This window comes from Pandoraea cepalis (genome assembly GCF_902459665.1).
GTDB lineage: Bacteria > Pseudomonadota > Gammaproteobacteria > Burkholderiales > Burkholderiaceae > Pandoraea > Pandoraea cepalis.
Genome location: NZ_CABPSL010000027.1, coordinates 16632 through 42707, shown reverse-complemented (window position 1 = coordinate 42707; position 26076 = coordinate 16632). Strand labels below are relative to the sequence as shown.

18 protein-coding genes are annotated in these 26076 nt (G+C 64.1%); 3 read left to right on the top strand and 15 right to left on the bottom strand.

Annotated features, from left to right (window positions below):
* Positions 1 to 18: 18 nt before the first annotated feature.
* The 10 genes from PCE31106_RS22490 to PCE31106_RS22445 form a co-directional block, all read right to left on the bottom strand.
* On the bottom strand, positions 19 to 1161 hold the full coding sequence (locus PCE31106_RS22490; protein ID WP_174975392.1) for a porin: 1143 nt from the start codon (positions 1159 to 1161) through the stop codon (positions 19 to 21).
* Between the two features lie 187 nt (positions 1162 to 1348).
* Complete coding sequence (locus tag PCE31106_RS22485) at positions 1349 to 2260, bottom strand: LysR family transcriptional regulator (protein WP_150564738.1); 912 nt, start codon at positions 2258 to 2260, stop codon at positions 1349 to 1351.
* Positions 2261 to 2342: 82 nt separating this feature from the next.
* Positions 2343 to 3611, bottom strand: coding sequence for an MFS transporter (locus tag PCE31106_RS22480; RefSeq protein ID WP_254441270.1), 1269 nt, complete (start codon positions 3609 to 3611; stop codon positions 2343 to 2345).
* A 10-nt stretch (positions 3612 to 3621) separates the two neighbouring features.
* Positions 3622 to 4425, bottom strand: a complete 804-nt coding sequence (locus PCE31106_RS22475; RefSeq protein ID WP_150564737.1) for a peptidylprolyl isomerase — start codon at positions 4423 to 4425, stop codon at positions 3622 to 3624.
* 73 nt (positions 4426 to 4498) lie between these two features.
* Positions 4499 to 5182 carry a respiratory nitrate reductase subunit gamma gene (narI, locus tag PCE31106_RS22470; protein WP_150549896.1) on the bottom strand — a complete coding sequence of 228 codons (684 nt, stop codon included), beginning with the start codon at positions 5180 to 5182 and terminating at the stop codon, positions 4499 to 4501.
* A gap of 24 nt (positions 5183 to 5206) precedes the next feature.
* The gene (gene narJ / locus PCE31106_RS22465) at positions 5207 to 5932 is read right to left on the bottom strand and encodes a nitrate reductase molybdenum cofactor assembly chaperone (RefSeq protein WP_150564736.1); all 726 of its coding nucleotides are present in this window, start codon (positions 5930 to 5932) and stop codon (positions 5207 to 5209) included.
* A gap of 1 nt (position 5933) precedes the next feature.
* Positions 5934 to 7460 (bottom strand): nitrate reductase subunit beta, encoded by a 1527-nt coding sequence (gene narH / locus PCE31106_RS22460; protein WP_150549898.1) that lies wholly within the window; start codon positions 7458 to 7460, stop codon positions 5934 to 5936.
* A complete protein-coding gene (locus PCE31106_RS22455) occupies positions 7457 to 11218 on the bottom strand; it encodes a nitrate reductase subunit alpha (protein ID WP_150564735.1) in 3762 nt (1253 codons plus the stop codon). Before PCE31106_RS22455 ends, narH begins: the two co-directional genes overlap by 4 nt.
* 317 nt (positions 11219 to 11535) lie before the next feature.
* Complete coding sequence (locus PCE31106_RS22450; RefSeq protein ID WP_150564734.1) at positions 11536 to 13275, bottom strand: ATP-binding cassette domain-containing protein; 1740 nt, start codon at positions 13273 to 13275, stop codon at positions 11536 to 11538.
* Positions 13276 to 13417: 142 nt separating this feature from the next.
* Complete coding sequence (locus PCE31106_RS22445; protein WP_150564733.1) at positions 13418 to 16723, bottom strand: deaminase domain-containing protein; 3306 nt, start codon at positions 16721 to 16723, stop codon at positions 13418 to 13420.
* A 370-nt stretch (positions 16724 to 17093) separates the two neighbouring features.
* Here PCE31106_RS22445 and chrA point away from each other — a divergent pair, with 370 nt between their 5' ends.
* Complete coding sequence (gene chrA / locus PCE31106_RS22440) at positions 17094 to 18317, top strand: chromate efflux transporter (RefSeq protein WP_150564748.1); 1224 nt, start codon at positions 17094 to 17096, stop codon at positions 18315 to 18317.
* Positions 18318 to 18388: 71 nt separating this feature from the next.
* Here chrA and epsC read toward each other — a convergent pair whose 3' ends face one another.
* The 3 genes from epsC to PCE31106_RS22430 all read right to left on the bottom strand — a co-directional run bounded on the left by epsC (position 18389) and on the right by PCE31106_RS22430 (position 20979).
* Entirely contained in the window at positions 18389 to 19330 is a 942-nt protein-coding gene (epsC, locus tag PCE31106_RS22435; protein ID WP_150564732.1) for a serine O-acetyltransferase EpsC, read from the bottom strand.
* Positions 19331 to 19776: 446 nt separating this feature from the next.
* On the bottom strand, positions 19777 to 19905 hold the full coding sequence (locus PCE31106_RS24510) for a hypothetical protein (protein ID WP_017232138.1): 129 nt from the start codon (positions 19903 to 19905) through the stop codon (positions 19777 to 19779).
* Positions 19906 to 20088: 183 nt separating this feature from the next.
* Positions 20089 to 20979: a LysR substrate-binding domain-containing protein gene (locus PCE31106_RS22430; protein ID WP_150564731.1), complete on the bottom strand. Its 891-nt coding sequence runs from the start codon at positions 20977 to 20979 to the stop codon at positions 20089 to 20091.
* 93 nt (positions 20980 to 21072) lie between these two features.
* On the opposite strand from PCE31106_RS22430, the gene PCE31106_RS22425 reads away from it, so the two are divergent.
* Both PCE31106_RS22425 and PCE31106_RS22420 read left to right on the top strand, forming a co-directional pair.
* Positions 21073 to 22374: an aspartate aminotransferase family protein gene (locus tag PCE31106_RS22425; RefSeq protein ID WP_150564730.1), complete on the top strand. Its 1302-nt coding sequence runs from the start codon at positions 21073 to 21075 to the stop codon at positions 22372 to 22374.
* Between the two features lie 296 nt (positions 22375 to 22670).
* Entirely contained in the window at positions 22671 to 24863 is a 2193-nt protein-coding gene (locus tag PCE31106_RS22420) for a TonB-dependent receptor (RefSeq protein ID WP_174975390.1), read from the top strand.
* A gap of 69 nt (positions 24864 to 24932) precedes the next feature.
* On the opposite strand, the gene PCE31106_RS22415 is transcribed toward PCE31106_RS22420, so the two are convergent.
* Positions 24933 to 25142, bottom strand: coding sequence for a tautomerase family protein (locus PCE31106_RS22415; protein ID WP_150549906.1), 210 nt, complete (start codon positions 25140 to 25142; stop codon positions 24933 to 24935).
* Between the two features lie 81 nt (positions 25143 to 25223).
* The gene (locus PCE31106_RS22410) at positions 25224 to 25958 is read right to left on the bottom strand and encodes an SDR family NAD(P)-dependent oxidoreductase (RefSeq protein ID WP_150564729.1); all 735 of its coding nucleotides are present in this window, start codon (positions 25956 to 25958) and stop codon (positions 25224 to 25226) included.
* Positions 25959 to 26076 lie beyond the last annotated feature (118 nt).

The window sequence follows — 26076 nt, the reverse complement described above, 5'->3', positions numbered from 1 at the left end:
CAGGTCCCGTCGATATGGTCAGAACAGCTTGCGCAATCCAACGCGCACGGCCAATTGGTTGGGGGTTGTCGACGCGTTCAACCCGAAGATGTCGGCCACGGCGGCCTTGCCCGTTGAATCTCGCCCGCTCGCGTGCTGCCAGACGAGAATTCCGTAAACGTAGGCGGTCTTGGAGAAATTGTAGGCGGCCCCGCCTTCGACGGACTGATAATGCCCGCCCGGCGCGAAGCTGTACTGATAACCCACGCCAGCCATTGTGTTCGCCGAGAGGTTGTAGCCGTAGTTGATCTGATAGTTGTTGAAGACGGCGTCGGGTGGTGCCGATGGGTTGGATGCAGTGCGCACGATGTCGAGAAAGCGCACGTTCTCGTACATGGCCGAGACCTGCGAACGACCCCACGTGTATTTCGCCCCACCGCCGACGACCTGCTGGCTCGTGGCCGTGACGTAGTTCTGGAAGATCGGGTTGGTGACCGGGTTGCTATAGGCGGCACCCGGCTGCGCCGCACTCGCCGCGCCGAAGATCGACGTGCCGGGGGTGCGCATGTTCATGTACGCACCGCTGATCAACAGGCCACCGTTCGTGTACGAGGCGCCGGCGCCGTACGTCCGGTCTTTGGCGAAATCGCCCGCCGCATTCCCGAACGAGACCATCGTGCTGAATTTCAGACCATCGTAGGTCTGGCTCTCGTATTTGACGACGTTATTGATCTTGTTGTAATTCCACGAGCCGTCGATGTCGCCCAACGTCGCCCCAAGTCCCCCGGCAAACATGAACGAGGTGGACAGCGGTACGAAGTAGTCGTTTGTCATCGAGTACTGATGACCGATGGTCAGCGTACCGAGTCGCGCGTCGGACAGGCCGACGAAGGCCTGACGTCCGAACAACGTGTTGGCCGGTTGCGCGGTGCCGTTCATGATGTTGAAGCCGGCTTCGAGCGTGAAGATGGCCGACAGACCACCCCCAAGGTTTTCGACACCCCGCAAGCCGAACTTGTCGCCGGCGCGCCCGCCACTGGCGGCCTGCCAGGCGGCGCTGCCGCCAGTGTTGTTCACGTAGGTCATGGCGGCGTCGACCGCGCCGTAGAGTGTGACGTTGCTTTGCGCAAACGCGCTCAGCGAGCATGCCGCGAGCGGCAGACAAGCGATCCAGTGCTTCAAGGTTGTCTCCTGTATCTCTTATTTTTTGTCGGATGGCGCCGGGCATCGGGCATGCCGTACACCGGACGGCCAGATCATGGCCGAACGGGGCGCGCAGACATAGCAGCGGAGTGGAAGTTCAGAACACGCGATTTGGAAATAATCGCGCAGCGCCCTCAGGGCAAGGCAAGCGACGCGGCGGCGAGGCTCACAGGTCGGTCCCTTGCGCCTTCAGCCTCGACAGTCCTTCGACGAGGAAATCCAGCAGCGCATGGAACAGTTTGGGGTTGTGATGGTTCGCTGGACGCAACACCTTGATCCAGTAGTCTGGCAGTCCGAACCCTCGAAGGATCTGCACCAGGCTGCCAGCCAGAACGCTGTCGCGCGCCCGATAGCGCGGCAGGATCGCCACGCCCATGCCGTCGACGCAGGCATTGTGCATGGCGTCGATGTCGTTGGTCGCGAAGCCGCCGTCGACAGTGACCTGGATGTCGCCGGCACGCGCGTCGGTAAACGTCCACGTGCGCACGGTGTTCTGATACGAGTAGAGCAGGCAGCGGTGGCCGGGCAAGTCGGACGGATGCTCGGGGGTGCCATGGCGCGCCAGATAATCGGGCGACGCGTAGACGTGGCGCTTGAACGGACACAGGGGGAATTCTTCGACGCCCTCGTAGGTCACGGGCAGGCCGGTGATCACGAAATCGAAGTTCTCGAGCACGGGGTCGACGGCGCGGTTCGCCAGTTGCAGCTCGATGCTGGCTTTGGGATGAGACAGGAAGAACGCGTTCAGCAGCCTGCCGAGGAAGTGGTTAGTGAACGATGCAGGCGCCTTGACGCGCAAACGCCCGCCGAGCGAGCGTTCATCGACCACGGCGCGTTCGGACAGGCGCTCGTAGGCGGCCAGGAAGTCGCGCGCGGCACCCATCATGTCGCGCCCCGAGGCCGTCAGCGCGAGGCTGCGCGTGGTGCGCTGGAAAAGCAGCACCTTGAGCTCTTTTTCCAGCGCACCGACCCGCTTGGTCACTACCGGCGCCGACACGTCGAGCCTGCGCGCGGCCGCAGTGAAGCTGCCCATGTCGGCCACCGCGAGGAACGCTCGCACGTTCTCTACACTATCCATCGCTCCATACCTCTCATCTTCTTATGGAGGTGAATTGTATAGATAGCCGCTCCAGTCGCCCACGAACGCTGCCCGGGCCCGACTACATCACCCGCGCGCGTCGCACTTCAGAAATATAAATCACGATCAGCGAGACCCACACGACGCCATAAAGGAGCATGAAGCAACTCGAGCGAATCTTGACGACGTCGAGCAGCGCGCCGAACAGAATCGGCAGCAGGAACCCGCCCAGGCCACCGGCCAACCCCACGATACCGGTCACCACGCCCATATTCTCGGGAAACTCGTCCGCCACGTATTTGAACGTCGAGGCCATCCCGAACGCGAACACCGCGCCCAGCACGAACGCGAGCATCACGAACCCCACCACCGACACGCTGATGTGGAACGTTTGCGGTCCCTGGATCGTGTAGATCACGAAATCGGTCTTCGGGTACGACAGCAGGAACAGGCACATCCAAGCTACCCACAGGCACCACCACGTGACCGCGTGCGCGCCGAACTTGTCGGCGAGCACGCCACCGACCGCCCGCAGTACCGACCCCGGCAGCGAAAAACCTGCCGCCACCGCCGCGGCCATCACCACCGTCATGCCGTATTCGGCCTTGAGATACTGGGGAATCCACAGCGACAACGCCGTGAAACCGCCGAAGGTAATCGAGTAGTACTGGCACAGCCGCCATACGCGCGCATTGCTCAGCACCTTGAACGACGCCAGAATCGATCCGCCCTTCTTCCCCGCGCCCGGGTCTGGCGCGGACGCCAGCCAGAAGATCACTGCCGTGACGAGCAGCACGACCGCATAGATGCGTGGGACCGCACGCCAGCCGTACGCCGCCTCCAAGCTCGGCGTGATGAACAGGTTGACGGCCGCCCCTGCCGTGCCCGCCCCGAAAAAACCCATCGCGAATCCGCGCCTGGCCGGCGGGAAGAAGCGAGCGACATAGGGGGTACCCACAGCGAACGACGCGCCCACGCACCCAAGAAATAGCCCGATGACGAGGAATTGCCACAGCTGCGTCGCGTAGCTGACGACATACACGGGAATCGCGCACGTCACCAGCAACACGGTCATCACGAGGCGCCCGCCAAAGCGGTCCGTCCAGATGCCGAGCGGCAGGCGCATCACCGCGCCGGTCAGCACCGGTGTCGCCGTGAGCAAACCGAATTCCGTGCTGTTCAGGCCAAGGTCTTCGCGCAACTGGATGCCCAGCACGCCGAACATCATCCAGACCACGAAACAAACGAGAAACGCGAACGTACTCGCGAACAACACCGAGTACGCCTTGGCGCCCGGCGCGGGCAGATTGCCGGCAACCGATGGCGATGCAGCAACGCGTGCGGTATCCATCCCCTCTCCCTTATTGCACAAGCGGCCCGTCGGCGCTCGCAAATGTCACGCCTTCCAAGTCGGCTTGCGCGGCCAGCAGTTGCACGTACTGACGCGTGGCGCGCAGGCGCACCTGCTCCGTGAGCATCATGGCGATGTCGTCCTGAACGGCCTCGAACGGAATCAGCGCACCCGGCACCCGGTGATCGATCCGAACCAGATGAAAGCCGAAGCGGGTTTTGATCAGCCGCGGCAGAACGCCGATCTCGTCCGAACCGAAAATGCCTTGCGCGAACTCCGGCACGCAGCTCGTGCGCTCGAGCTGGCCAAGACTCCCGCCCACCTGCGCGGACGGACAGTTCGACCGCTCCGCCGCCATCGTTTCAAACTGGTCGGGCGCTTGCAGGATCGCGTTGAGCGTCTCTTCCGCCTTGCCGCGCACCAGCGCGAGCGGTGCCCGTCCGGTCACACCGAACAGGATATGGCTCGCGTGCACCAGTTCGCCGCTGGTGAAGCGATCACGATGCTGCTCGTAATAGCGACGCGATTCCTCGGCAGTGGCCACGGGCGTCGCGACTTCCTTCGCGAACACCGCATCGGCCATCGCATCGGGCCGGTCGGCGTCGATGGGCAGCCCCAGCTCGACGGCACGCTGGCGCAACAACTCGCGGATCGCTAGCGCGTAGCGGGCCATCGCCTCGGCGTCGGCCGTCGGATCGGCGCCGGAGATCGGCGCATCGGCAAGTTCTGCCACGGCCTCGTCGATGGCGCTTGATAGAATCTCGACACCGTTCACGCGCAGCGGCGCGCGGGCGTCTGCCAACAAGGTTTGCATGTTGAGGGTCCTTGGCCGTAGGGACGTTATTCGACGCTTTTCGTCGTTCACAAGCAAAAATTAACGCCGCGCCTCAGCGCTTGCGCACCAATTGATACGGGCGGATCAGATAGACCACGGACGCCAGACCGCTCCAGATGTGCACCATGCGCGTGAAGGGCGACACCAGGAAGATCGTGAAGCCGAGCGCGATATGCGCGCGATAGGTCAGTGGCACCCCTTCAAGCAAGGTCGCCACGCCCGGCTGGAATGTCACGACGCCTTTCACGTAATCGGTCAGTTGCTCGAACATCGCGCCGTCCATGTGCCGCATGGAGAGCAACACCGTGCCGAGTCCGAGCGCGAGTTGAATCCAGAGCATGAACACGATGACGATGTCCCACGTGCGGCTCGTGGCGCGCACGCGCGGCGTGCCGATGCGACGGGCGATGAGGATCGTCAGGCCAATGATGGCGACCACGCCCGCGGCCCCGCCACCGACCATCGCGATCAACTGGTGCTGCGACGCGTTCAGGAACGGCGAAACGAGCCAGTGTGGCGCCAGAAACCCGGCGAAATGCCCGGCCACGACGACCAGCACGCCCCAGTGAAACATATTGCTGCCCAGGCGCAGCATGCCGTGCTTGAGCAATTGCGACGAATCGCTCTTCCACGAATACTGCTCGCGGTCGAAGCGGATCAGGCTGCCGATGAGCAGCACCGTCAGGCAAATGTACGGATAGATGCCAAACAGAAACTGATGAAAGAAAGCTTGCATGGTCACACTCCTTGCTTTCCGAACTCAGCGCCCAGGACGGCGCGCATGGAACTGAATCGGTTCACCGACGGTATTACCCTGCCCGCTCGGATGCCCCGCGCCCACGAAGCGCACCGGGGCATCCTGATAGCTGGCGTCGATGGCGTCGTAGTCCGCCGCACGGGGAATATGCGAGGCGTCGTCGACGTGTTCGGGCGGCGGCTGCGTCTCGCGTTGCACCGTGGTCGTACCGCTCAGCCAGAGCAGCGCGCGCGTGAGTCCGGCATAGGGCGATCCGCGTTTGGAGAGCCCGACATCGATGGCCTGCAAGAGATGTTCGATATCCTTGAGACGCGCCAAGCCTTCCGATTCCGGCAGGACCCCGACGTACTCGAGAAACGCCGGCAGATAGTCGGGTAACTCGCCGGGCGCCAGATAGATGCCGCTGCGCTCGTACGTCTGCATGAGGTCGACCATCGCTTGACCGCGATCGCGCGACTCGCCGTAGACGTGCTCGAACAGGTAGAGCGACGTTGCGCGGCCACGGTCGAACTGCGCCACGTAGTTCTCCTGCAACGTGAGCAGATCGCGCTCGCGCCAGTGGGCGAAGAACGCGTCGAGCTCACGTCGTGCGGCGCCGCCAATGCGCGGACTGCCCAGCAACGTCTGCTCGATCTCGGGCAACGCGAGGGCCACTTCGTCGTCCGGGTAATGCAGCAGTGCGCCGAGCAGGCGGCACTGCAAGCCGAGGGGGGTATCGGAGGCGGACATCTCAAATCTCCTGAATCGGAATGGTCCGCTTGTTCTTCTTGACCGGGTTGAACAGGTTGCCCGTATCGTTGCCCGACGAGCATCCGTTGCCGAACGAGAAGCCACATTCGCCGTGCATGTCGAACGTGTTTTCGGCATATTCGCGGTGGGCGGTCGGGATCACGAACCGGTCCTCATAGTTGGCAATCGCCAGATACCGGTACATCGACTCGACCTGGGCGACGCTCAGTCCTGCTTGCGCCAACACGTCGTCTGCCTGCACGCCATCGACGTGCCGTGCGCGCATGAACGCGCGCATGGCGAGCAGACGCTCAAGGGCCAGCTTCACCGGGGCTTCGTCGCCGGCGGTCAGCAAGTTCGCGAGATAGCGCAGCGGAATGCGCAGCGACTCCACGTCGGGCAGCGCGCCGTTCATGCCGAGATCGCCGCTGTTGGCCGCGGCGTTGATCGGCGAGAGCGGCGGCACATACCAGACCATCGGCAGCGTGCGATATTCCGGGTGCAACGGGAACGCGATGCGCCAGTCGACCGCCATCTTGTAGACGGGCGACGCCTTGGCGCCTTCGATCCACGCGTCAGGCACGCCGTCGAGCCTTGCCTGCGCGATCACCGCCGGATCGTTAGGGTCCAGAAAGACCGACAACTGCGACGCGTACAGGTCTTTCTCGTCGGCAACGCCGGCCGCCTCGCTGATGCGGTCCGCGTCATAGAGCAGCACACCGAGATAGCGAATGCGACCCACGCACGTCTCCGAGCAAACGGTCGGCTGCCCGGCTTCGATGCGCGGGTAGCAGAAGATGCACTTCTCGGCCTTGCCACTGTGCCAGTTGTAGTAGATCTTCTTGTACGGGCAACCCGACACGCACATGCGCCAGCCGCGGCACTTGTCCTGATCGACGAGAACGATGCCGTCCTCCTCGCGTTTGTAGATCGAGCCGGACGGGCACGATGCGACACAGGCCGGATTCAGGCAGTGCTCGCAAAGGCGCGGCAGGTACATCATGAAGGTGTTCTCGAACTGGCCGTAGATATCCTTCTGCACCGCTTCGAAGTTGTAGTCCTGCGAGCGCTTGGCGAACTCGCCCCCGAGAATTTCTTCCCAGTTCGGTCCCCACTCGATCTTCTCCATGCGCTCGCCGGTGACCAGCGAGCGTGGGCGTGCCACCGGCATGGCTTTCGCATCCGAGGCCGTTTGCAGATGCCCGTAGTCGAATGTGAACGGCTCGTAGTAATCGTCGATCTCCGGCAGATGCGGATTGGCGAAGATACTGGCGAGCAGCTTGAGCTTGCCGCCCTGCAGCGGTTCGAGCTTACCGTTGGCCTTGCGCGTCCAGCCGCCGCGCCAGCGTTTCTGGTTCTCCCAGTCTTTCGGATAGCCGATGCCCGGCTTGGTCTCGACGTTGTTGAACCAGGCGTACTCCATGCCTTCGCGGCTCGTCCAGACGTTCTTGCACGTAATCGAACAGGTATGGCAGCCGATGCACTTGTCCAGATTGAGCACCATGGCAATCTGCGCGCGCACTTTCATTGGCGTTCTCCGGTCGGGGGCACGAGCATCTGGTCGGCGGTATCGTCGAGCCAGTCGATACGATTCATCTTGCGCACTACCAGGAACTCGTCGCGGTTCGAGCCGACGGTGCCGTAGTAGTTGAAGCCGTACGAAAGCTGGGCGTACCCGCCGATCATATGGGTCGGCTTGACGCTGATGCGCGTGACCGAATTGTGAATGCCGCCGCGCGTACCGGTGATCTCCGAGCCTGGCGTATTCACGATCTTCTCCTGCGCGTGGTACATCATCACGGCCCCGCTTGGAATCCGCTGACTCACCACGGCACGGGCGCACAACGCCCCGTTCGCGTTGAAGCACTCGATCCAGTCGTTGTCCACGATGTCCAACTCGCGCGCGTCGGCCTCCGACATCCATACGATCGGTCCGCCGCGCGACATGGTCAGCATCAGCAAGTTGTCGGTGTAGGTGCTGTGGATGCCCCACTTCTGGTGTGGCGTGAGGAAGTTGAGCACCTTTTCGGGATTGCCGTTGCTGCGCTGGCCGAGCATGTGCGCATAGCTGCCTGTGTCGATGGGCGGCTTGTAGACGCACAGCGATTCGCCGAACGCTCGCATCCACGGATGGTCCTGGTAGAGCTGCTGGCGTCCGCTCAGCGTGCGCCAAGGCACCAGTTCATGGACGTTGACGTAACCGGCGTTGTACGACACGTGCTCCGACTCGATCCCGCTCCAGGTGGGCGACGAAATGATCTTGCGCGGCTGCGCCTGAATATCTCGGAAGCGGATCTTCTCGTCGGCGCGGGCTTCGGCAAGATGCTTGTGTGACAGCCCAGTCACTTTCGTGAGTGCCTGCCACGCCCTCACGGCCACCTCGCCGTTGGTCTCGGGCGCAAGCGTGAGAATGACCTCGGCGGCGTCGAGCGCCGACTCGATGCGCGGCCTGCCGTTCGACACCCCGGCCTCCGAGACCTTGTAGTTAAGCTGCCCGAGCAGGTCGATCTCCTCGTGCGTCTCCCACTGAATGCCCTTGCCGCCGTTGCCGAGCGAATCCATCAACGGGCCGAGCGAGGTGAATTTCCGGTAGGTGTTCGGATAGTCGCGCTTGACCACGACCACGCCTTGCGCGGTCTTGCCCGGCACCGGGTCGCACTGCCCCGCGCCCCAGTCCTTCACCTCATACGGCTGCGCGAGTTCGCCGGGCGCATCGTGGGCGATGGGCGCGAGCACCACGTCCGTCTCGTCGCCGAGATGGCCGTCGCACAGTTCGGAGAAGCGCTTCGCGATGCCCTTGAATATCTCCCAGTCGCTGCGCGCCTGCCACGCCGGATCGACGGCGGCCGAGAGCGGGTGAATAAACGGATGCATGTCGGACGTGTTCAGATCGTCCTTCTCGTACCACGTGGCGGTGGGCAGCACGATGTCGGAGTACATGCACGTGGTGGACATCCGGAAGTCCAGCGTCACGAGCAGATCAAGTTTCCCCTTGGGCGCTTCGTCGCGCCATTTGACTTCTTCCGGACGCGCGCCGTGGCTCTTGCCGATGTCTTCGCCCTGCACGCCGTGCGTGGTGCCCAGCAGGTGCTTCAGGAAGTACTCGTGGCCCTTGCCTGACGACCCGAGCAGATTCGAGCGCCACACGAACAGATTGCGCGGGAAGTTGTCGGGGTGATCCGGGTCGGTACACGCCATGCGCAGCGTGCCGTCCTTGAGGGCGTTCGCCACATACTGCCCGGCCTTCGACGGGTCGGGCAGCGAGCGGCCGACGTCGAGCGGATTGGTTTGCAGTTGAGGCGCCGTCGGCAGCCAGCCCATGCGCTCGGCGCGCACGTTGTAATCGATGGGCCGTCCGTGGAACGGGGTCTTGTCCGCCAGCGGCGAGAGCAGACCCGACGGATCGCTGTTGTCGTAACGCCACTGGTCCGTGTGCGCATAGAAGTACGAGGTCGCGTTCATCTGGCGCGGCGGGCGGTGCCAGTCGAGCCCAAACGCCAGCGGCGTCCAGCCCGTTTGCGGGCGGAGCTTTTCCTGGCCGACATAGTGCGACCAGCCGCCGCCGGATTTCCCGATGCATCCGCACATCACCAGCATATTGATGATCGCGCGGTACGACATATCCATGTGGAACCAGTGATTGATGCCGGCCCCGATGATGACCATCGACTTGCCCTGCGTCTTGTGCGCATTCTCGGCGAACTGGCGGGCCACCGAAATCACGTCTTCCCGCTTGACGCCGGTGATCGCTTCCTGCCACGCCGGGGTGTAGGGCACATCGTCGTCGTAGGTATGGGCGATGTGCTCGCCCCCCAAGCCCTGATTAAGCCCATAGTTCGCGATGAACAGATCATAGACGGTCGCGACCAACACTTCGCCTTCGGTGGTCTGGATGCGGCGCACACCGACATTGCGGCGCTGCACCGACGCGTGCGACGTGCAGGTGAAATGCGCGTGCGGCTGGTTGCCGAAATAGGGAAAGAGCACGGGCACGACCTCGTCGTGGCCCTTCACCAGCGTGAGGCACGGCTGGATGGCCTTGCCGTCGGGGCCCTCTTCGCGCAGGTTCCACTTCCCCTGGTTGGCGTCGTCGCCCTGTGCCCAGCGATAACCGATCGAGCCGACCGGCGCGACGAAATCACCGCTCAGCTCATCGATCACGACCGTCTTCCAGTCGGCGTTGTGCGGCTGGCCCAGCGCGCCGTCGAAGTCGGCCGCGCGCAGTTGGCGCTCCGGCACGTAGCCGTCGCCCTGTTTGACCATTCGCACGAGACACGGCATGTCCGTGAAGCGCCGGCAGTAGTCGATGAAGTAATCGCTCTTGCCGGCCAGATGGAACTCGTTGAGGATCACATGTCCCATGGCGAGCGCCAGCGCGGCATCGGTGCCCTGCTTCGGATGCAGCCACAGGTCACCGAACTTCGCCCCTTCCGCATAGTCGGGGAAAATCGACACGATCTTGGTGCCCTTGTAGCGCACCTCGGTCATGAAGTGCGCGTCCGGCGTGCGCGTCTGCGGCACGTTCGAGCCCCACATCACAATGAACGTCGAGTTGTACCAGTCGGCCGATTCGGGCACGTCCGTCTGCTCGCCCCACGTTTGCGGCGAGGCCGGCGGCAGATCGCAGTACCAGTCGTAGAAGCTCAGGCAGACGCCGCCGATCAGCGACAGATAACGCGCGCCCGCGGCATACGACACCATCGACATCGCCGGAATCGGCGAAAAGCCGGTGACGCGATCCGGGCCATAGCGCTTGACCGTGTAGACATTGGCGGCGGCAACGATCTCGTTGACCTCGTCCCACGACGCACGCACAAAGCCACCTAGACCGCGACGGGCCTGATAGGCACGCCGTGACGCTTCGTTCTCCACGATGGAGGCCCATGCCTCGACAGGCGCGAGCGACCGGCGCGCTTCGCGCCAGCGCGACACGAGTGCGCTGCGCACGAGGGGATACTTAAGACGATTGGCGCTGTAGAGATACCAGGAGTACGATGCGCCGCGCGAGCAGCCGCGGGGCTCATGGTTCGGCATGTCGGGGCGTGTGCGGGGGTAATCGGTCTGCTGCGTTTCCCAGGTGACGATGCCCCCTTTGACATACACCTTCCAGGAGCAGGACCCGGTGCAATTGACCCCGTGCGTCGAGCGCACGATCTTGTCGAATTGCCAGCGTTGACGGTAAGCGTCTTCCCAGTTGCGATCTTCGTCGGTCGTGGCGCCGTGCCCCTCGGAGAACTGGGGACGTGAAGACGTGAAAAAACGAAGACGGTCAACGAAATGACTCATGGCGTTTCCCTTGCATGAGCCGGCGCAAGACGGCGCCGACAGGCGAGCGAAAGCGGGAACGCCACACGATTCCGAAGTGTTGGGGGGCGGTTCCCGCCGGCTTAAGGCAACGACTGCGCAGTCGGGTCTTCGAACACGAGGCGATTATTCCCCTTCGCCTGCGTCATGTAAAGTGCGTCGCACAGAACGTTTGCGTTGGCTCAACACCCGTCGATATTTCTTGTAGTGCTATACAAGCAGCGCTGGGTTTCGGCTTGGCGTTGACAGACCCCACGGGCGAGTGATCCGCTATATCGTTGTCAATATAGCGGTTCGAGCTAGGTCCGTCGGGCCAGCACCTCGTCGCGCGGGCCGGCGTCGACGACGCGCCCCCCGTCCATGACCACGAGGGTGTCGAATCGCTCGAGCAGACTCGGCCGGTGCACCGACGCGACGATGCAGGCGTTCGGGAACGCTTCATACAGGCGATCGAATACCCGTGACTCGGCCAACGGGTCGAGCGCACTGGTCGGTTCATCGAGCAGCAATAGCGAACTCCCTTGCGCTGCCAGCGCGCCCCGCGCGAGCGCGAGCCGTTGTCGCTGACCGCCCGAAAGGTTGCCGCCGCGCTCGTTGAGCGTGCTGGTCAGGCCATCGGGAAGATGCTGGAGGACGTCATCGAATGCCCCTGCATGCACGGCCGCCTGCACGGAAGACGCGTCGGCCGGCTCCCCGAACGTCAGGTTCTCCTCCACGCTCGCCTCGAACACCTCGGCTTCCTGCGGGATCAGCGTGGCCAGCGTGCGCAGATCGGCCCACGGCGTTGCCGCCCCGTCGCGCAGCAATTGACCGTGCTGCGGGAGATAGAGACCGGCGAGCGTGCGCAACAGCGTGCTCTTGCCGCCGCCACTCGGGCCGACGAGCGCCACGTGGGCGCCGCGCCGGAGCACGAGGTCAACGCTATGAAGTCCGCCACGCGTATCGTCGGCGTAATGCCACGACACGCCGCGCAATGTCAGTGTGTCCCACGGCGCATCAGGCGCGACAGCGGGGACGATCGCTTCGGGATCGCCCGGCGCCGCCCATATCGGCTCGGCGCTGCCGTAATCCGTGTGCATGCGGGCGAAGCTCTGGAAGTTCGACGCCATAGAGCCAACCACCGTCGCCGCCTGCTGTGCGTATTGGTAAATCATGAATACCGTGCCCAGCAACACCGCCTGCCCCGGCTGGCGCGACTGCAACACGTAGACGACGACCAGGATCCACGTCAGCCCCATACCGAGAACATCGACGGCGAACCATTTGCCCTCGTTCACCACGACAGCGCGACGTAGCGGCGCCATCACCGTCTCGATGCGACGTCCCAGCACTTTGCGAGACGCCGCCTGCAGGCGCAGGCCGATCACCGTGCCCGCATTACCGACAAAGTCGAGCAGCGCGGCGGCGTAGCGTCGTTCGGCGTCGTTCTCGGCGCGCGCGAGCTGCATCAGCACACGGTCGAAACGCAGGATGATGAGGGCCACGACGACATAGCCCGTCACGGCGATCACACCGCTGGTGCGAGACAGCAACGCGAGCGCCACCAGCGGCCCGACAAAATTGAAGGCGCTTTGCAGATAGCCGAATTGATTCTGGGCAAAGTCGGACAGCGCGCGACTGGATTGCACCACACGGTGTTGCAACTCGCCGGAGTGTCGGCCATCGCGCCATGCCAGCGGCGCGGTGGCGATCCGCGCGTACAGTTGATCGGCCAGCCGCACACGCACGCGAACCCCGACGTTGCGCTCCAGGATCCGGCCCGGCCCGTGGAGCAGCCACGACACCAGATAGACACCAACCAGATAGACGATCCAGCGGCCCGCCGTCGTCATGTCGCCTTGTTGCAGCGCATTAATCGCCTGTGCCGCCAGCCACGGCATGGTCAGACGCAACAACTGTGCGGCCGACAACAGCCCGGCGGCGCCGAGCAAATGCAGCCGCACGCCGTGGGCGTGGCGCCAGAGCGCGCGGTAGAGATCTCGCGCCGCACCGCCCAACCCGATGGCGGGGTCGTCTGCAGGGGAATCAGGTGCCGTCATGCGGGCATGGTTCCTTTGCCATGAGGCACAGCACCCGGTCCGCCGCGGCCGCGATCGGCGGACGTCGGACCGGGCAGTCGTCAGGTGCCGGAAGTGGCGCCGTGAGCGGTCAATATATTGGAAAATCGATCAAGCGTCGCGCTTACAGGCTGGAATGCGCGTGCCGATCGTCCGGGTCGCGCGCATGCGCGTGGGTTCTCGCCTGCCCGGCCGCCGCGGCCGACGCCGTCACCGCAAAGGGTGCCGGCGTGACGTTGGGGCGTGTTCGGCGATCGCGCGGCGATGGGGCCACATAGTAGAAGCGCAACTCGGCGTCGGGATAGTGATACGGGACCATGGCGAGATTGACGGCGCACGAGTCGCAAAACGGCAGACGCGAGCACAGGACGATCGAGCGGACGACGTTTTCGCCCAGCGGATGATCCGCATAGATCTGCGCCAGAATCATCCGCTCGGTGTCGAGCGTACGAGACTGTGACTCGCCCGTGGCGGCGTTGATTGTTGGCAGGTCCGCATCGGCCATTGCCAGACGCAGTTCGGGTGGCTCGGTGAAAATGACGTCCTGCCCCGTGCGGGTCGCCTTGCGGCGTTGAGCGATGACGTTATGGTCTCGCCGTGCATACGCCCGGCCCGCGTCCACGATGCGTACACTCGGCGTGTTTGTGCGCAGTCTGGTGCGCTGAAGCCCCGACAGGCAGTAGTAGATCGTTCTCGTGCCGTCGACGAGCGTGACTTCCGCCACCGCGATATTCGCGTTGCCCGAAACCTCGCGCATCCGGTCGCCGACATCGCGTGCCGCGCGCGCCGTACCGCCAACCAGCGTCTGGATTCCCGACATGCCGGGAAACAGCGTCTCGAAGATCGACAGCACATCGCGCGTCGTTTCCACGTCGCCGACGAACGGCAACTGCGACCATACGGCCAGCGGGGCGGGACGCGAGACGAAGTCTCTTGCAATCGCGTTGATGAACGCTTCGGCTTGCGCGGGGTAGTGCTGCCAGTGGTTCCACAGGCGATTGAACATCGGCATCAACGACGCATCGATTCCGGGGGGCTGAGAAAAGCCGCTGGCGCCGGGCGACGCCGGCGGCGTTCTGGAGGCGGCGACCCGATGTTCGATGGCCAGCGTCAGGTCGCGAATCGCCTGGCGCGCCTCGATCACCGACAGTGAAATGTCTTCGAGCCCGCGCCAGACGTCTGCCGGCGACGGCGCCTGCTGCCAGAGCTTGAGATACAACTGCAGAAATGTGCGCGCGTCGCCGTAGGCAATCGTTGGCAACACCGTCGCGTTTTCGCCCGTCGCACGATGATGCTGCGCCCTGCGGTACGCGCGAATGTCGCGATGCCTCGCCGAGCGCAAGTGCAAACGCACCTGACGCGTCGATTCGGCTTCGTCGCTCCCGGGCAACCTGAAGCGGTAGTAGACGTCGTGCGACAGTTGCACCACCCCGTGCAACGCGCCGTCACCCGCCCGATAGGTCCCGAACGGGGCAGCGATGCGCATGTCGCCGAGGGTCAGGCGCACACGACGCCCCCCGACCGGACCCTCCGTCGTCGACTGCTCATAGAAGGACAATTCGCCGTCCAGTTCCGGCGTATACACGGACGGATCGACGAGTGGCGAGTCCGGCGAGACGTGCGGCACGTCATGCTCGTCCAAACGCCCAAGACGCCCGAAGGCAAAGAACACATGGCTGCCATCCTCCGCTTGAAACGGACGGGAATACACGGCGACACGCAGGCGCACGAGCGGCGACGCGTCCAACGCCTGATGCTGCGTCAGAGTTGCGCCCTGCTCCGTGACCGTGACCTCATCCGTGCGCTCTGAGTGGCATTCGAGACACATGCCGTCGATATCGATCCCCGTGCCGCGCGAGATGCGGCACAGCGCCTCCGAACCGCGCTCGCGACGGATGTCGTCAAGGGGCCGGAGGTCGGAAGCGTGTTTGCGCGTATGCGCCACCGTCGCGCCGTACAGCACCCCATCGATGTCGAACACCTTCACGCCGTTCTGCGTCAGGTCCGGGAGGTATTCCACGTAGACGTTCGGCGGCAACGACCATTGCACGCCTCGCCCCAGAGGACCGTCGAACGGCTCGTGCTTGATGAAGCGAGGCAACAGGGGTTGCGTCGGCGTAGCCTGAGTGGAGGCTTCCAAGGGCTTGTCCGGCCAAAGGTGCTGGAGCAGCGCGATGGCGTCCTGATGGAGCGTATCGGCGCGCACCATGGCGGCCAAACATTCAAGCCCGGAGATCGTCAGGCGAGAGGCCAATGTGGCAGGCCCGCCGATGTCGGCTGCGGCGTGCCGACGCGAGCGGGTCTCGACGTGCGCGTCCGAGACCCGGCGGCGATCGCGAGGGGCACGCTTCACGACAGTGTCGATCAGCAGCTCGGCGATTTCCTCCATGTCCGGCGAATCCAGGACCGACGAATCGGGATGCGGCCACCCCGCCGAGACAGTGGCGCCCGCGATGGCCTGCACGAACCGCACCTTGTCACCTTCGCCGATCCGGGACTCGATCGACGACCAGCGCTCGCCCCAGAACAGCGGCCCATAGGTTTCGGCGAGGCCTCTCTCACCCATGCCGCTGGACGAACCGAGGTTATGCAACGGTGTGATGAGCGCGGGGGCGTCGTGCGCGAGCGAGAGCGCAAACTCGCGCCAGATGCCGTCCTCGGCCCTCAAGTGCAGCGAAATCGCGTGAGAGGCCTCGTAGGCGATCCGCCTCGGCGGCAAACCCGACCGCCCCGCGCGCTCGACGATCATCGACTTGTGCGTTGGGCGCAGGACCTCGGCATCGGCAAATGCCGCACGCGTTTGCGCGTCCGACGCGGCAACGGATTCCCGGATCAGCGCGACGATGGCGCACTGGATATCCCCACGGTACGCTTCCAGCCCCGCTCTCAGGGCCTCGCGGCTGTCGGCCGGCGCCGGCGGGCGACCGAGCGATCTGGCGTGCGGTGTCGGCAGGCACTGCGCCATCACGCCACCGCCGTCGGGGCGGTAGGGCCACACGCGCAGCAGCGCGTGAATGCCGGACACCGCGTCAGAATGCGGCAACGCTATCGGCGCCGCGGTCGGACCCGGCTCGATACGAACCTCTCTGCGGCCGATCGACCGTGGCCCGGCAACCGATGCCCCGGGAGCGACGGCCGCGACCGCCACGCCTGTCGTACAGACCACCGCGAGCAAGCCCAGCGCGAAGGCCGCATTGGGGATCTCGCGGCGCGTTGCGCCTGCCGCTGCGCGAGCGACGGGTTCGGCCCGCAGTGGTTGCGGGGCCGAACGCAGGGGCGTCTGCGTCTGGACAGCGCGACGACGGGGCACCGACAGACCGGCCCGCCAGTCGTCGACGAATGCGGGGCGAGCGATGCCCCGTCTTGGATGGTGTGCATTGGCGGCCGGTAGATGCGCGTGGTGCGACATCGCGTAATGCAATCGAGTCATTCAGCGTTTCTCCGTGAATTCCGCAGCGTTGTGCCATCGCGAGATTGCGAAGGACAACATCCGCAGCGAGGGGGAGAACGCTAACGCGGCCCGCGGAGATGCGATTGCTGAAACGAACCGGCGATTGTGGCAGTCTTCACCGCTGTCACCGCCGCTAGGGAGAAATTCGAAAATCGCCGTCCGTGCCGAGAATGGCGGTCCTGCCATGCACGACGCTGACCGACAGCGTCTACGGCTGGCGTGGCGTAAGCTTGCGATGCCCCCAGTGTGCTCGCGTCATGCCGACGTCATGCTGAGGTCACCGCGTCAGCGCTATGATGGCGAACTTTGTGTTGCTGGATAACGTGAGTTGGAACCCTTGAAAACCGACATCGAGACCGTCGCGGGTCCCGCCACGACGCATGCGCGCGCCGCCCTGGAAGTGCTGCGCGCGTTTCTCCTGTTGGGCCTGACCAGCTTTGGCGGGCCGGTCGCCCACATCGGCTATTTCCGTGGCGAATTCGTGGAGCGGCGTCGCTGGCTCGATGACGCGAGCTTCATCGATCTGGTCGGGTTGTGTCAGTTTCTGCCCGGACCGGCGAGCAGCCAGGTTGGGTTTTCCATCGGACTTCAGCGGGCCGGATGGCTGGGCGGCATCGCCGCGTGGTGCGGGTTCACGCTGCCATCGGTGCTGCTGCTTCTCGTGTTTGCCGTCGTGGCGCCGCACCTGGGCGGTCCGGTCGGCGACGGCGTGCTGCATGGCTTGAAGCTGGTGGCAGTCGCCGTCGTGGCGCAGGCCGTATGGGACATGGCGAGACGGTTATGTCCCGACACGCGCCGCGCGGGGATCGCGTTGGCCGCCATGACAGTGCTCGCGTTGACGACAACCCAGTTTGCGCAGCTCATCGTGATCGTGCTGGGCGCGGGGCTTGGCGTTATGCTGCTGCGCTCGGGCCACGCGATGGCGGCACCGCCGTTGCCCTCGCCGACGCGATTCCGGATCTCACGGACGGCGGGCGCCGTGGCGTTGATTCTCTTCTGCGTGCTGTTGGCTGGATTGCCATTCTTGCGCCATCTCACTGACGACCGGTCCGTGGCCATTTTTGACGGTTTCTACCGATCCGGGGCGTTGGTGTTCGGCGGTGGCCATGTGGTGTTGCCGCTGCTTCAGGCGCAGACCGTGGCGACGGGATGGGTATCGAACGGCGACTTCCTGGCCGGGTATGGTGCGGCGCAGGCGGTGCCGGGCCCGCTCTTCACGTTCGCGACCTACCTTGGGTGGCGCTCGGGGGGGCCGCTGCATCCGTGGCTTGGCGCCGTGCTTGCGACGGCGGCGATCTTTCTTCCCGGGCTGTTGCTCGTCGTCGCTGCGCTGCCTCATTGGCAGGCGTTGCGTGAACGCGCGACGACGGCGGCCATGCTTGCCGGGGTAAATGCGGCCGTCGTGGGGATCTTGGCCTCGGCGTTGTACTCGCCGGTGTGGACGAGCGCGGTGCACAGCGCTGCCGATTTCGCGGTAGCGGCCATTGCCTTCGTGCTCTTGACGCGCTGGAAGGCACCGCCGCTTGCCGTGGTTGCGCTATGCGCTGTCGCGGGGGCGGTGGGACTTGCCTGACGTGTCTGACGGACGTCGATATTGAAAACGGCCTGACCGAACCGTGCGTGGCGCGAGCCACGCGGGACGTGTCAGGACGATTCGTTATCGCAGCCGGACACCGGGGGCGAGCCGGCCTCCGTGCGCGATCTTGCTTGCGTGATGTTGCTGAACGGCGGGACGTCTTGCGTGAGCCAGACGTTGCCGCCGATCACCGAGCCTTGTCCGATAGTGACGCGACCGAGGATCGTTGCGCCGGCGTAAATGACCACGTTGTCTTCCACGATCGGGTGACGCGGGAGGCCTTTGCGCGGATTGCCGTCGTCGTCGGCTGGGAAGCGCTTGGCGCCGAGCGTGACGGCTTGGTAGACGCGCACGCGCTCGCCGAGAATCGCGGTTTCCCCGATGACCACCCCCGTCCCGTGATCGATGAAGAAGCCGGCACCGATTTGGGCGCCTGGGTGAATATCGATCCCTGTTTCCGAATGGGCTTGTTCGGCGATGATACGGGCGAGCAGAGGCAATTCCAGTCGATAGAGTTCGTGGGCGACGCGGTGGTGAATCATCGCGTGAATGCCTGGGTAGCAGATCAGCACTTCGTCGACGCTGCCGGCGGCCGGATCGCCTTGATAGGCGGCGAGCACGTCACGGTCGAGCAATTCGCGGATCGCTGGGAGGCGTTGGGCGAATTGCTGGATGGTGGCGTGGGCGCGTTCCTCGATGCGTGCGGGCGTGAGGTTGGCGTCGTGGCGGGCTTTATGGCGCCATTCCATGCGGGCTTGTTCGGCGAGACCGTTGAGCACGCTGGTCAGTGTGTGACCGACGAAATAGTTCTCGCCTTGCTGGTGCAGGTCTGGCGGGCCGAGGCGCATGGGAAAGAGCACGCCTTTGAGGGCGCCGATGATATCGGCGAGGTGTTCACGGGAGGGCAGATCGCGACCGCCGGATTCGAGGAGGCGGCGTTGGCCGTCGCGCCAGCGCAGGCGAGCCGAGTGCAGGGAGGAGACGATGTCGTCGATGTCGAAAGCGGCCACGAGGGGATGACTCCTGAAAAGCGGGTGCCGGGGGACGGTGTCGTCGGCGGAAAGCGAAAGAAAGCGGGGGCGCCCGAAAGCGCGTCAACCAAAGAAGGATAACGGGTTTCCAAAGCATCAGTGGCGAAGTGGTTTATTTGGGCGGTGCCGGGCTTGGGTCGTTGGGTGGAGGGACTGGGGGCGTGGAGGGGAGACGGACCGGGGCCCCTTTCTGCAGCGAGTTGGGTTTATGTCTGAGAGGCGGAAAGGGGCTCCGGTCCGTCTTGGGGGGAGGTGTTGAAGGCGCCAAGAGCCGCCAAGAGGCGCTAAGCGTTGCCAAAGACGCGGGCAAGCGGAGCAAAGAAAACGCCGAACGGTCGACGATCGTTGCGTACGTCGCGTGGGAAAAACTGAAACTGAGGTGCTTGGCGAAGGCGGAAACGTCGCCCCTCGCCCGGAACAGGCGCTTATAGGGCCCGCTTGACGGTGCGTGCCGCGCCCGAGATATCCTGCCCGACGCCGTCGACCGTATTGCAGCCTGCCAACGAGAGCAGCGAACCGACCACCAGGAAAACCGCCAAAATACGCGCCAACATATCGACCTCGATACAAAAAACGAAATAACCACGAGTTTCCGGCCACCTTCGGAGCCTCCCAAGGCCCGGAACCCGGCTTCTTGTTGATGAGCGGGGAAGCGACTACCCCCGCCTCAAAACGATGCGCAATTGTGCGTCAAATTCGCCCGAACAGGGGCAAACACCCAAGCCCCACGTCCCCCCCTACAACACCGCCAGCGTCCGCCGGATGTGACCGGCGAATGCGACGCTCAAGTGAGTCGGGCGCGCGCGATCGAACTTTACCGTAATCCCGACCGACGGCAATGGCGGCAACGTATCACCTGTAACAATACGTAAATCCGCGGGCACCGCCGTTTGCGTCATCACCGCGAACGCCTGCCCCGAGCGAGCCAGCGCCGTCAATCCCGCCAGATTGCTGCTCGCATAGGCAATGCGGTACGCCCTGCCCGCGCGCGTCAACGCCTCGCATGCCGCCATATGATCCAGCGTATCCGGGTCGGACAACGCCAGCGGCAGCGCCACGTCGGGATTCGAAATCACCGCCTCCAGGCCCGGATTCCCGATCCAGACCAACGGTTCCCGTCGGATGACGCCCTCATCGTCCACGCCATCCGGCAACGAAATCAGCGCCAGATCCAACGTATGACGCGACAGTTGCTCCATCAAGCGCGGTGTCGGCTCGCAAATCACCTCCACCAACGCATGCGGATGCGCCACCGCAAACTCACGCAACAGATGGGGCAGAAACGCGGCGGCGTAATCGTCCGGACACCCGAATCGAATCGTGCCACTCAACCCCCGGCCCGACATCTCCGCCATCGCCTCGTCGTGCGCCCGCAAAATCCGCTGGGCATGCCCCAGCAAACGCTCGCCAGGGCTCGTCAACACCACACCGCGGCCCGTGCGCTGCAACAACGGCTGATCGACGATCACTTCCAGACGCTTCATCTGCTGACTCAGCGCCGACTGCGTTCGCGCGATGCGCTGCGCCGCACGGCTGAGCGAACCCGCCTGCGCAATGGCAACGAACGAACGCAGCAAATCGATTTCCAGGGACAGGCTCAAGATATTAGGCTCGCTTCTATCTTCCATTAGCACTATTCGCTTCCATGAAATCAGAGCGCTGCCTAGACTGCAAGCGGTAAATGCCCCTCCCCATCGCCGTTGCCCATCGGAGACACCTGCATGTCCAAGAACCAAGACGCCGACTTCTGGCGCAACGCCCGGCAACATCTGATCCGTTACGGCGGCACCTTCGAACCGATGATCATCGAGCGGGCGCAAGGCAGCTTTGTCTACGACGCCGACGGCCGCGCCATTCTCGACTTCACCTCCGGGCAGATGAGCGCCGTGCTTGGCCATTGCCATCCCGACATCGTCGCCGTCGTCACCGAGTCCATCGGTACCCTCGACCACCTGTTCAGCGGCATGCTCTCCCGGCCAGTGGTCGATCTCGCCAAACGGCTCGCCGACATCACCCCCGAGGGCCTCGACCGGGTCATGCTGCTGAGCACCGGCGCCGAATCGAACGAAGCGGCCATTCGCATGGCCAAGCTGGTCACCGGCAAATTCGAAATCGTCGGGTTCGCCCAATCGTGGCATGGCATGACCGGTGGCGCCGCCGCAGCGACCTACAGCGCGGGACGCAGAGGCGTCGGGCCGGCCGCGGTCGGTTCGTTTGCAATTCCCGCACCGTTGACCTACCGTCCCCGCTTCGGCCCGGCCGGTCAGTACGACTACCTCGCCGAACTGGACTACGCGTTCGACCTGATCGATCGCCAGTCCAGCGGCAACCTCGCGGCCTTCATTGCAGAACCGATCCTCAGCTCCGGAGGCATCATCGAGCTGCCGCCGGGATATCTGGCGGCCCTCAAGCGCAAATGCGATGAGCGCGGCATGCTGCTGATTCTCGATGAAGCGCAAACCGGCGTCGGCCGCACCGGCACAATGTTCGCGTTCGAGCGCGACGGCGTCACCCCCGACATCCTCACACTCTCGAAAACCCTCGGCGCAGGCCTACCGCTCGCCGCCATCGTAACGTCCGCCGAGATCGAGGAGCGCGCCCACGAACGTGGCTACCTCTTCTACACCACGCACGTCTCCGACCCGCTGCCTGCAGCCGTTGGCTTACGCGTACTCGACGTCGTCGCGCGCGATGGGCTTGTCGCGCGCGCCAATGTCATGGGCGAACGTTTGCGCAACGGATTGCTGGGGCTGATGGAGCGCTTCGAATGCGTGGGCGATGTGCGTGGACGCGGCCTGCTGCTCGGCATGGAAATCGTCAAGGATCGTCGCACCAAAGCGCCGGCTGACGGACTCGGCGCGAAGATCACACGCGAGTGCATGAATCTCGGCCTGAGCATGAACATCGTGCAACTGCCGGGCATGGGCGGCGTGTTCCGCATCGCCCCGCCGCTGACCGTCAGCGAAGACGAGATCGACCTCGGGCTGGCGTTGCTCAGTCAGGCCATCGAACACTCACTGTAAGGCCTGTTATCCCGCACTAGGGTCCGCGTGGCCAACGCCACGCCACCTAAGCCCCCCCCGATAACTTCCCGCCTCTCCGTTTCTTCTCGCATCCAGATTCGCCCACCTGGCAAAGCCCCTACAGTTGCGCGAGAATTCGCAACTCAGTTGCAATGCAATTGAGTTGCATCTATTATTCCCGCCACGCGTTGCCCGTCTGAATCAAAACATTCGCCGTCGCCGCAACCGGCGCGCCCGCGTTCGCGTGTGCGTGCGGGGCGAACGGCATCCACACCATAAGCACATTGAGGAACGGCATGCTTGCCAGCCCCACACGTCCGCGCTTCGGCGCACTCACCCGTCACGCCCTCGCTGCAGCGGCAGCTTGCGCATTGGCCCCCCACGTATTCGCGCAAACCGTTTCGCCACCCACGGTCACCGACGCCACGCCCACGGACAACACGAACGCCGCGCTAGCGGCCACGACCGTCTCGGCCAAGCGCCTTGACGCAGCCCGCAACGCGCTCTCACCCGAGACCGGTAGTTCCGTCTACAACTTCGACCAGACGGATATCCAGACGCTGCCGCTCGGCGCAAATACCCCGCTCAATCAAGTCATGCTGCAGGCGCCGGGCGTAGTGCAGGACTCGTATGGTCAGTTGCACGTGCGCGGCGACCACGCCAATCTGCAGTACCGCATTGACGGCGTGATCATTCCGGAGGCCATCAGCGGCTTCGGACAAGCGATCGACGCGCGCATCGCGTCGCAAATCAACCTGATCACCGGCGCGCTCCCCGCGCAGTTCGGGTATAGGACAGCGGGCATCGTCGACATCCGAACCAAAGGCTCCCCCGGCCTGGAAGATGACACCGGCGAGCCCCCCAAGGCCTTCGGGGGCGAAGTCGGTGTCGTGTTCGGCAGTCATGCCGAGCGCCAGGTCAACACACAGCTCTACGGGACCAAGGGGGCGCTAAGCTACTACTTCAGCACCCGTGTGTCCGCCAACGACATGGGCATCGAGAATCCGACAGGGGATCGCAACGCGATACACGACCACACGAATCAGACGAACGCGTTCGGCATGATGTCGTATCTGCTCAATACCGATAATCGCGTCTCCTTCATCTTCGGCACGGCCAACAACCGCTTCGAGATCCCGAACCTGCCGGGCGTTGCACCCGCGTATACGCTCGACAACGGCGCGATTCCCGATTCGGCAAGTCTTAATGCCCATCAACAGGAACGCACCGATTTCCAGGTGCTGTCGTGGCAGAGCCATCTGTCGTCGAAGCTCGACACGCAGATCTCGTTGTTCCACCGTACGAGCCGCGTCGATTACACGCCCGATCCCATCGGCGATCTCGCCTACAACGGGGTTGCGGCCAATATCGCGCGGCGCAACGAAGCCTACGGCTTGCAAGCCGACAGCAGCTACAAGCTCACCGATCGACACACATTGCGTTTTGGTCTGTTCTTGCAGCAGGAACAGTTCGGCGTGAACAATACGTCGAGCGTGTTTCCCGCAGTGGACGGCCAGCAGACGAGCGGCACCCCGCTGACCATTGTCGACAACGCCAGCGCGCGCGGCACCACCTACGGCATGTATCTGCAGGACGAATGGAAGGCCACCGATCGCCTCACCGTCAACTACGGCGCGCGCTACGATCACGTCAACACCGTCACCAACGAGGGGCAGCTATCGCCCCGACTGGGCCTGACCTACGACCTGACAAGCCGCACCCGGGTTCATGCGGGCTACGCCCGGTACTTCACGCCGCCGGCCACCGAGAAAATCGATACGACCTCGGTCTCGACATTCCTCAACACCACCAACGCGCTGCCATCCGACGCGAACACCGCAGCGCTTGCCGAGCGCTCCGACTACTTCGATCTCGGCATCTCGCATCAGTTGACGTCGTCGATCACCGTCGGCCTCGACGCCTACTACCGCCGCGTGCGCCATCTGCAGGACGAAGGGCAATTCGGCAACGCGCTGATCTATTCCACGTTCAACTACAACAAAGGCCGCATCTACGGAGTGGAAGGCACGCTCAACTATCGTCAGGGCAACGTCGGCGCGTATCTGAACGTGGCCCTCTCGCGCGCGATGGGGCAAGGCATCGAAACGGGCCAGTTCAACTTCGACGCGGACGAACTGGCCTACATCAACAGCCATTGGGTGCATCTGGATCACGACCAGCAAGTGACGGCGTCGGCCGGCGTGTCGTATCAGTGGGGGCCGACGCTGCTCTCGGCCGACGCGCTCTTCGGCTCTGGCCTGCGCAGCGGGTTCGCCAACGCGCAACACCTGCCGGCGTACCTCCAGATCAACCTCGGTGTCGGGCAAAAGGTGGAGATGCCGGGACTCGGCCGCTTCAACGTGAAGCTCTCGGTCATCAACCTCTTCGACCGCGTCTACGAGCTTCGCGACGGCACCGGCATCGGCGTGGGGGCGCCGCAGTTCGGACCTCGTCGCACGTTCTATCTGGCCATGTCCAAGCCGTTCTGATGACGCCCGCGCCGCTGCCCGCCGCCCGGGCGGCGGCGCGTTGCGTAGCCCGCCCCGTTACGACAGCACTCACGCATCGGGCGGCAGTTGTCGAATGACCGTCGTGGTTTGTCCCGCATAGCCCCAGTTGTCCGTGTCGATCTCCTCGATCACGATGTGCGTGAGGTGCGGCGGCTTGTGCAACACGCGCTCCAGGGTCTCGGTGACTTCACGGATCACCTGTGCTTTCTGCTCGGCGGTGTTCCCTTCCCGAGTGATACGAATGCTGACGAACGGCATGATTGACTCCTCAAGATGCCGCGGCCGGTGAATTCACCGAACCGCTGTGCCATGAACAACGAAGGCGAAGCGCCGTGTCGATCAGCGTCCGGCGCTGAAACCGCCGTCCACCGGAAGAATCGTCCCCGTCACATATTCGCTCTGCACGAGGTACTGCACCGCCCGCGCGATGTCCGACACGTCAGCAATGCGTCCGAGCGGATGCATCTGCCCCAGCGCGTCGTGCGTTTCAGGGGCATGCATCGGCGTGTCCACGACCCCGGGGGCTACGGCGTTGACCGTTACACCGTAGGGCGCCAGCTCCAGCGCCAGTGCGCGCGTCGCCTGATTGAGCCCCCCCTTGAGCGCGGCCGCCATCAAGGCAGGAACACTCGAATGCGCCTGCAACGCGATCGACGCGGTCACGTTGACGATCGCGCCACGACGGCGCTCGCTCATGTGGCGCGCCGCGGCTTGTGAGAAGTACAACGCGCCCTTCAAATTCGTGGCGATCTGCTCGTCGATCTCGTCCGGCGTGAAATCCACAAACGGCTTCGCCGTGAAGATGCCCGCGTTATTGACGAGCACATCGACGTGACCGAACGCCTCAATGGCGCGCGCGAAGGCCGCTTCGGCCACCTTGGGGTCGCCAACATCGCCCACGACAGGCAGGAATCGCTCGCCTACCCCCAACGCCGCGCGCGCCGCGTCGAGCCGCGCGCTACTGCGCCCAGTGCCCACGACGTTGAAACCCTCCTTCAGGAAAGCTTCCGCCAACCCGAGTCCGATGCCACTTGAGGCACCCGTGATAATGGCCGTGCGTTCCGAATTGTTCATGATGTCCATCCTCAACTTGAAGTGGCCTGCCGGGACGGCGGATCATCCATACGCCCCGCGGGTTGAGCACCACTCTATTCGTGAATGAAGACGCGAAAAACACATACGGATACACTTG

What these genes read in the sequence shown, in the direction of transcription:
- PCE31106_RS22485 (WP_150564738.1), bottom strand. Translation starts at nt 2,260, where the DNA reads ATGGATAGTGTAGAGAACGTGCGAGCGTTCCTCGCGGTGGCCGACATG.
- PCE31106_RS22480 (WP_254441270.1), bottom strand. Translation starts at nt 3,611, where the DNA reads ATGGATACCGCACGCGTTGCTGCATCGCCATCGGTTGCCGGCAATCTG.
- PCE31106_RS22475 (WP_150564737.1), bottom strand. Translation starts at nt 4,425, where the DNA reads ATGCAAACCTTGTTGGCAGACGCCCGCGCGCCGCTGCGCGTGAACGGT.
- narI (WP_150549896.1), bottom strand. Translation starts at nt 5,182, where the DNA reads ATGCAAGCTTTCTTTCATCAGTTTCTGTTTGGCATCTATCCGTACATT.
- narJ (WP_150564736.1), bottom strand. Translation starts at nt 5,932, where the DNA reads ATGTCCGCCTCCGATACCCCCCTCGGCTTGCAGTGCCGCCTGCTCGGC.
- narH (WP_150549898.1), bottom strand. Translation starts at nt 7,460, where the DNA reads ATGAAAGTGCGCGCGCAGATTGCCATGGTGCTCAATCTGGACAAGTGC.
- PCE31106_RS22455 (WP_150564735.1), bottom strand. Translation starts at nt 11,218, where the DNA reads ATGAGTCATTTCGTTGACCGTCTTCGTTTTTTCACGTCTTCACGTCCC.
- PCE31106_RS22450 (WP_150564734.1), bottom strand. Translation starts at nt 13,275, where the DNA reads ATGACGGCACCTGATTCCCCTGCAGACGACCCCGCCATCGGGTTGGGC.
- PCE31106_RS22445 (WP_150564733.1), bottom strand. Translation starts at nt 16,723, where the DNA reads ATGACTCGATTGCATTACGCGATGTCGCACCACGCGCATCTACCGGCC.
- PCE31106_RS24510 (WP_017232138.1), bottom strand. Translation starts at nt 19,905, where the DNA reads ATGTTGGCGCGTATTTTGGCGGTTTTCCTGGTGGTCGGTTCGCTGCTC.
- PCE31106_RS22430 (WP_150564731.1), bottom strand. Translation starts at nt 20,979, where the DNA reads ATGGAAGATAGAAGCGAGCCTAATATCTTGAGCCTGTCCCTGGAAATC.
- PCE31106_RS22425 (WP_150564730.1), top strand. Translation starts at nt 21,073, where the DNA reads ATGTCCAAGAACCAAGACGCCGACTTCTGGCGCAACGCCCGGCAACAT.
- PCE31106_RS22420 (WP_174975390.1), top strand. Translation starts at nt 22,671, where the DNA reads ATGCTTGCCAGCCCCACACGTCCGCGCTTCGGCGCACTCACCCGTCAC.
- PCE31106_RS22415 (WP_150549906.1), bottom strand. Translation starts at nt 25,142, where the DNA reads ATGCCGTTCGTCAGCATTCGTATCACTCGGGAAGGGAACACCGCCGAG.
- PCE31106_RS22410 (WP_150564729.1), bottom strand. Translation starts at nt 25,958, where the DNA reads ATGAACAATTCGGAACGCACGGCCATTATCACGGGTGCCTCAAGTGGC.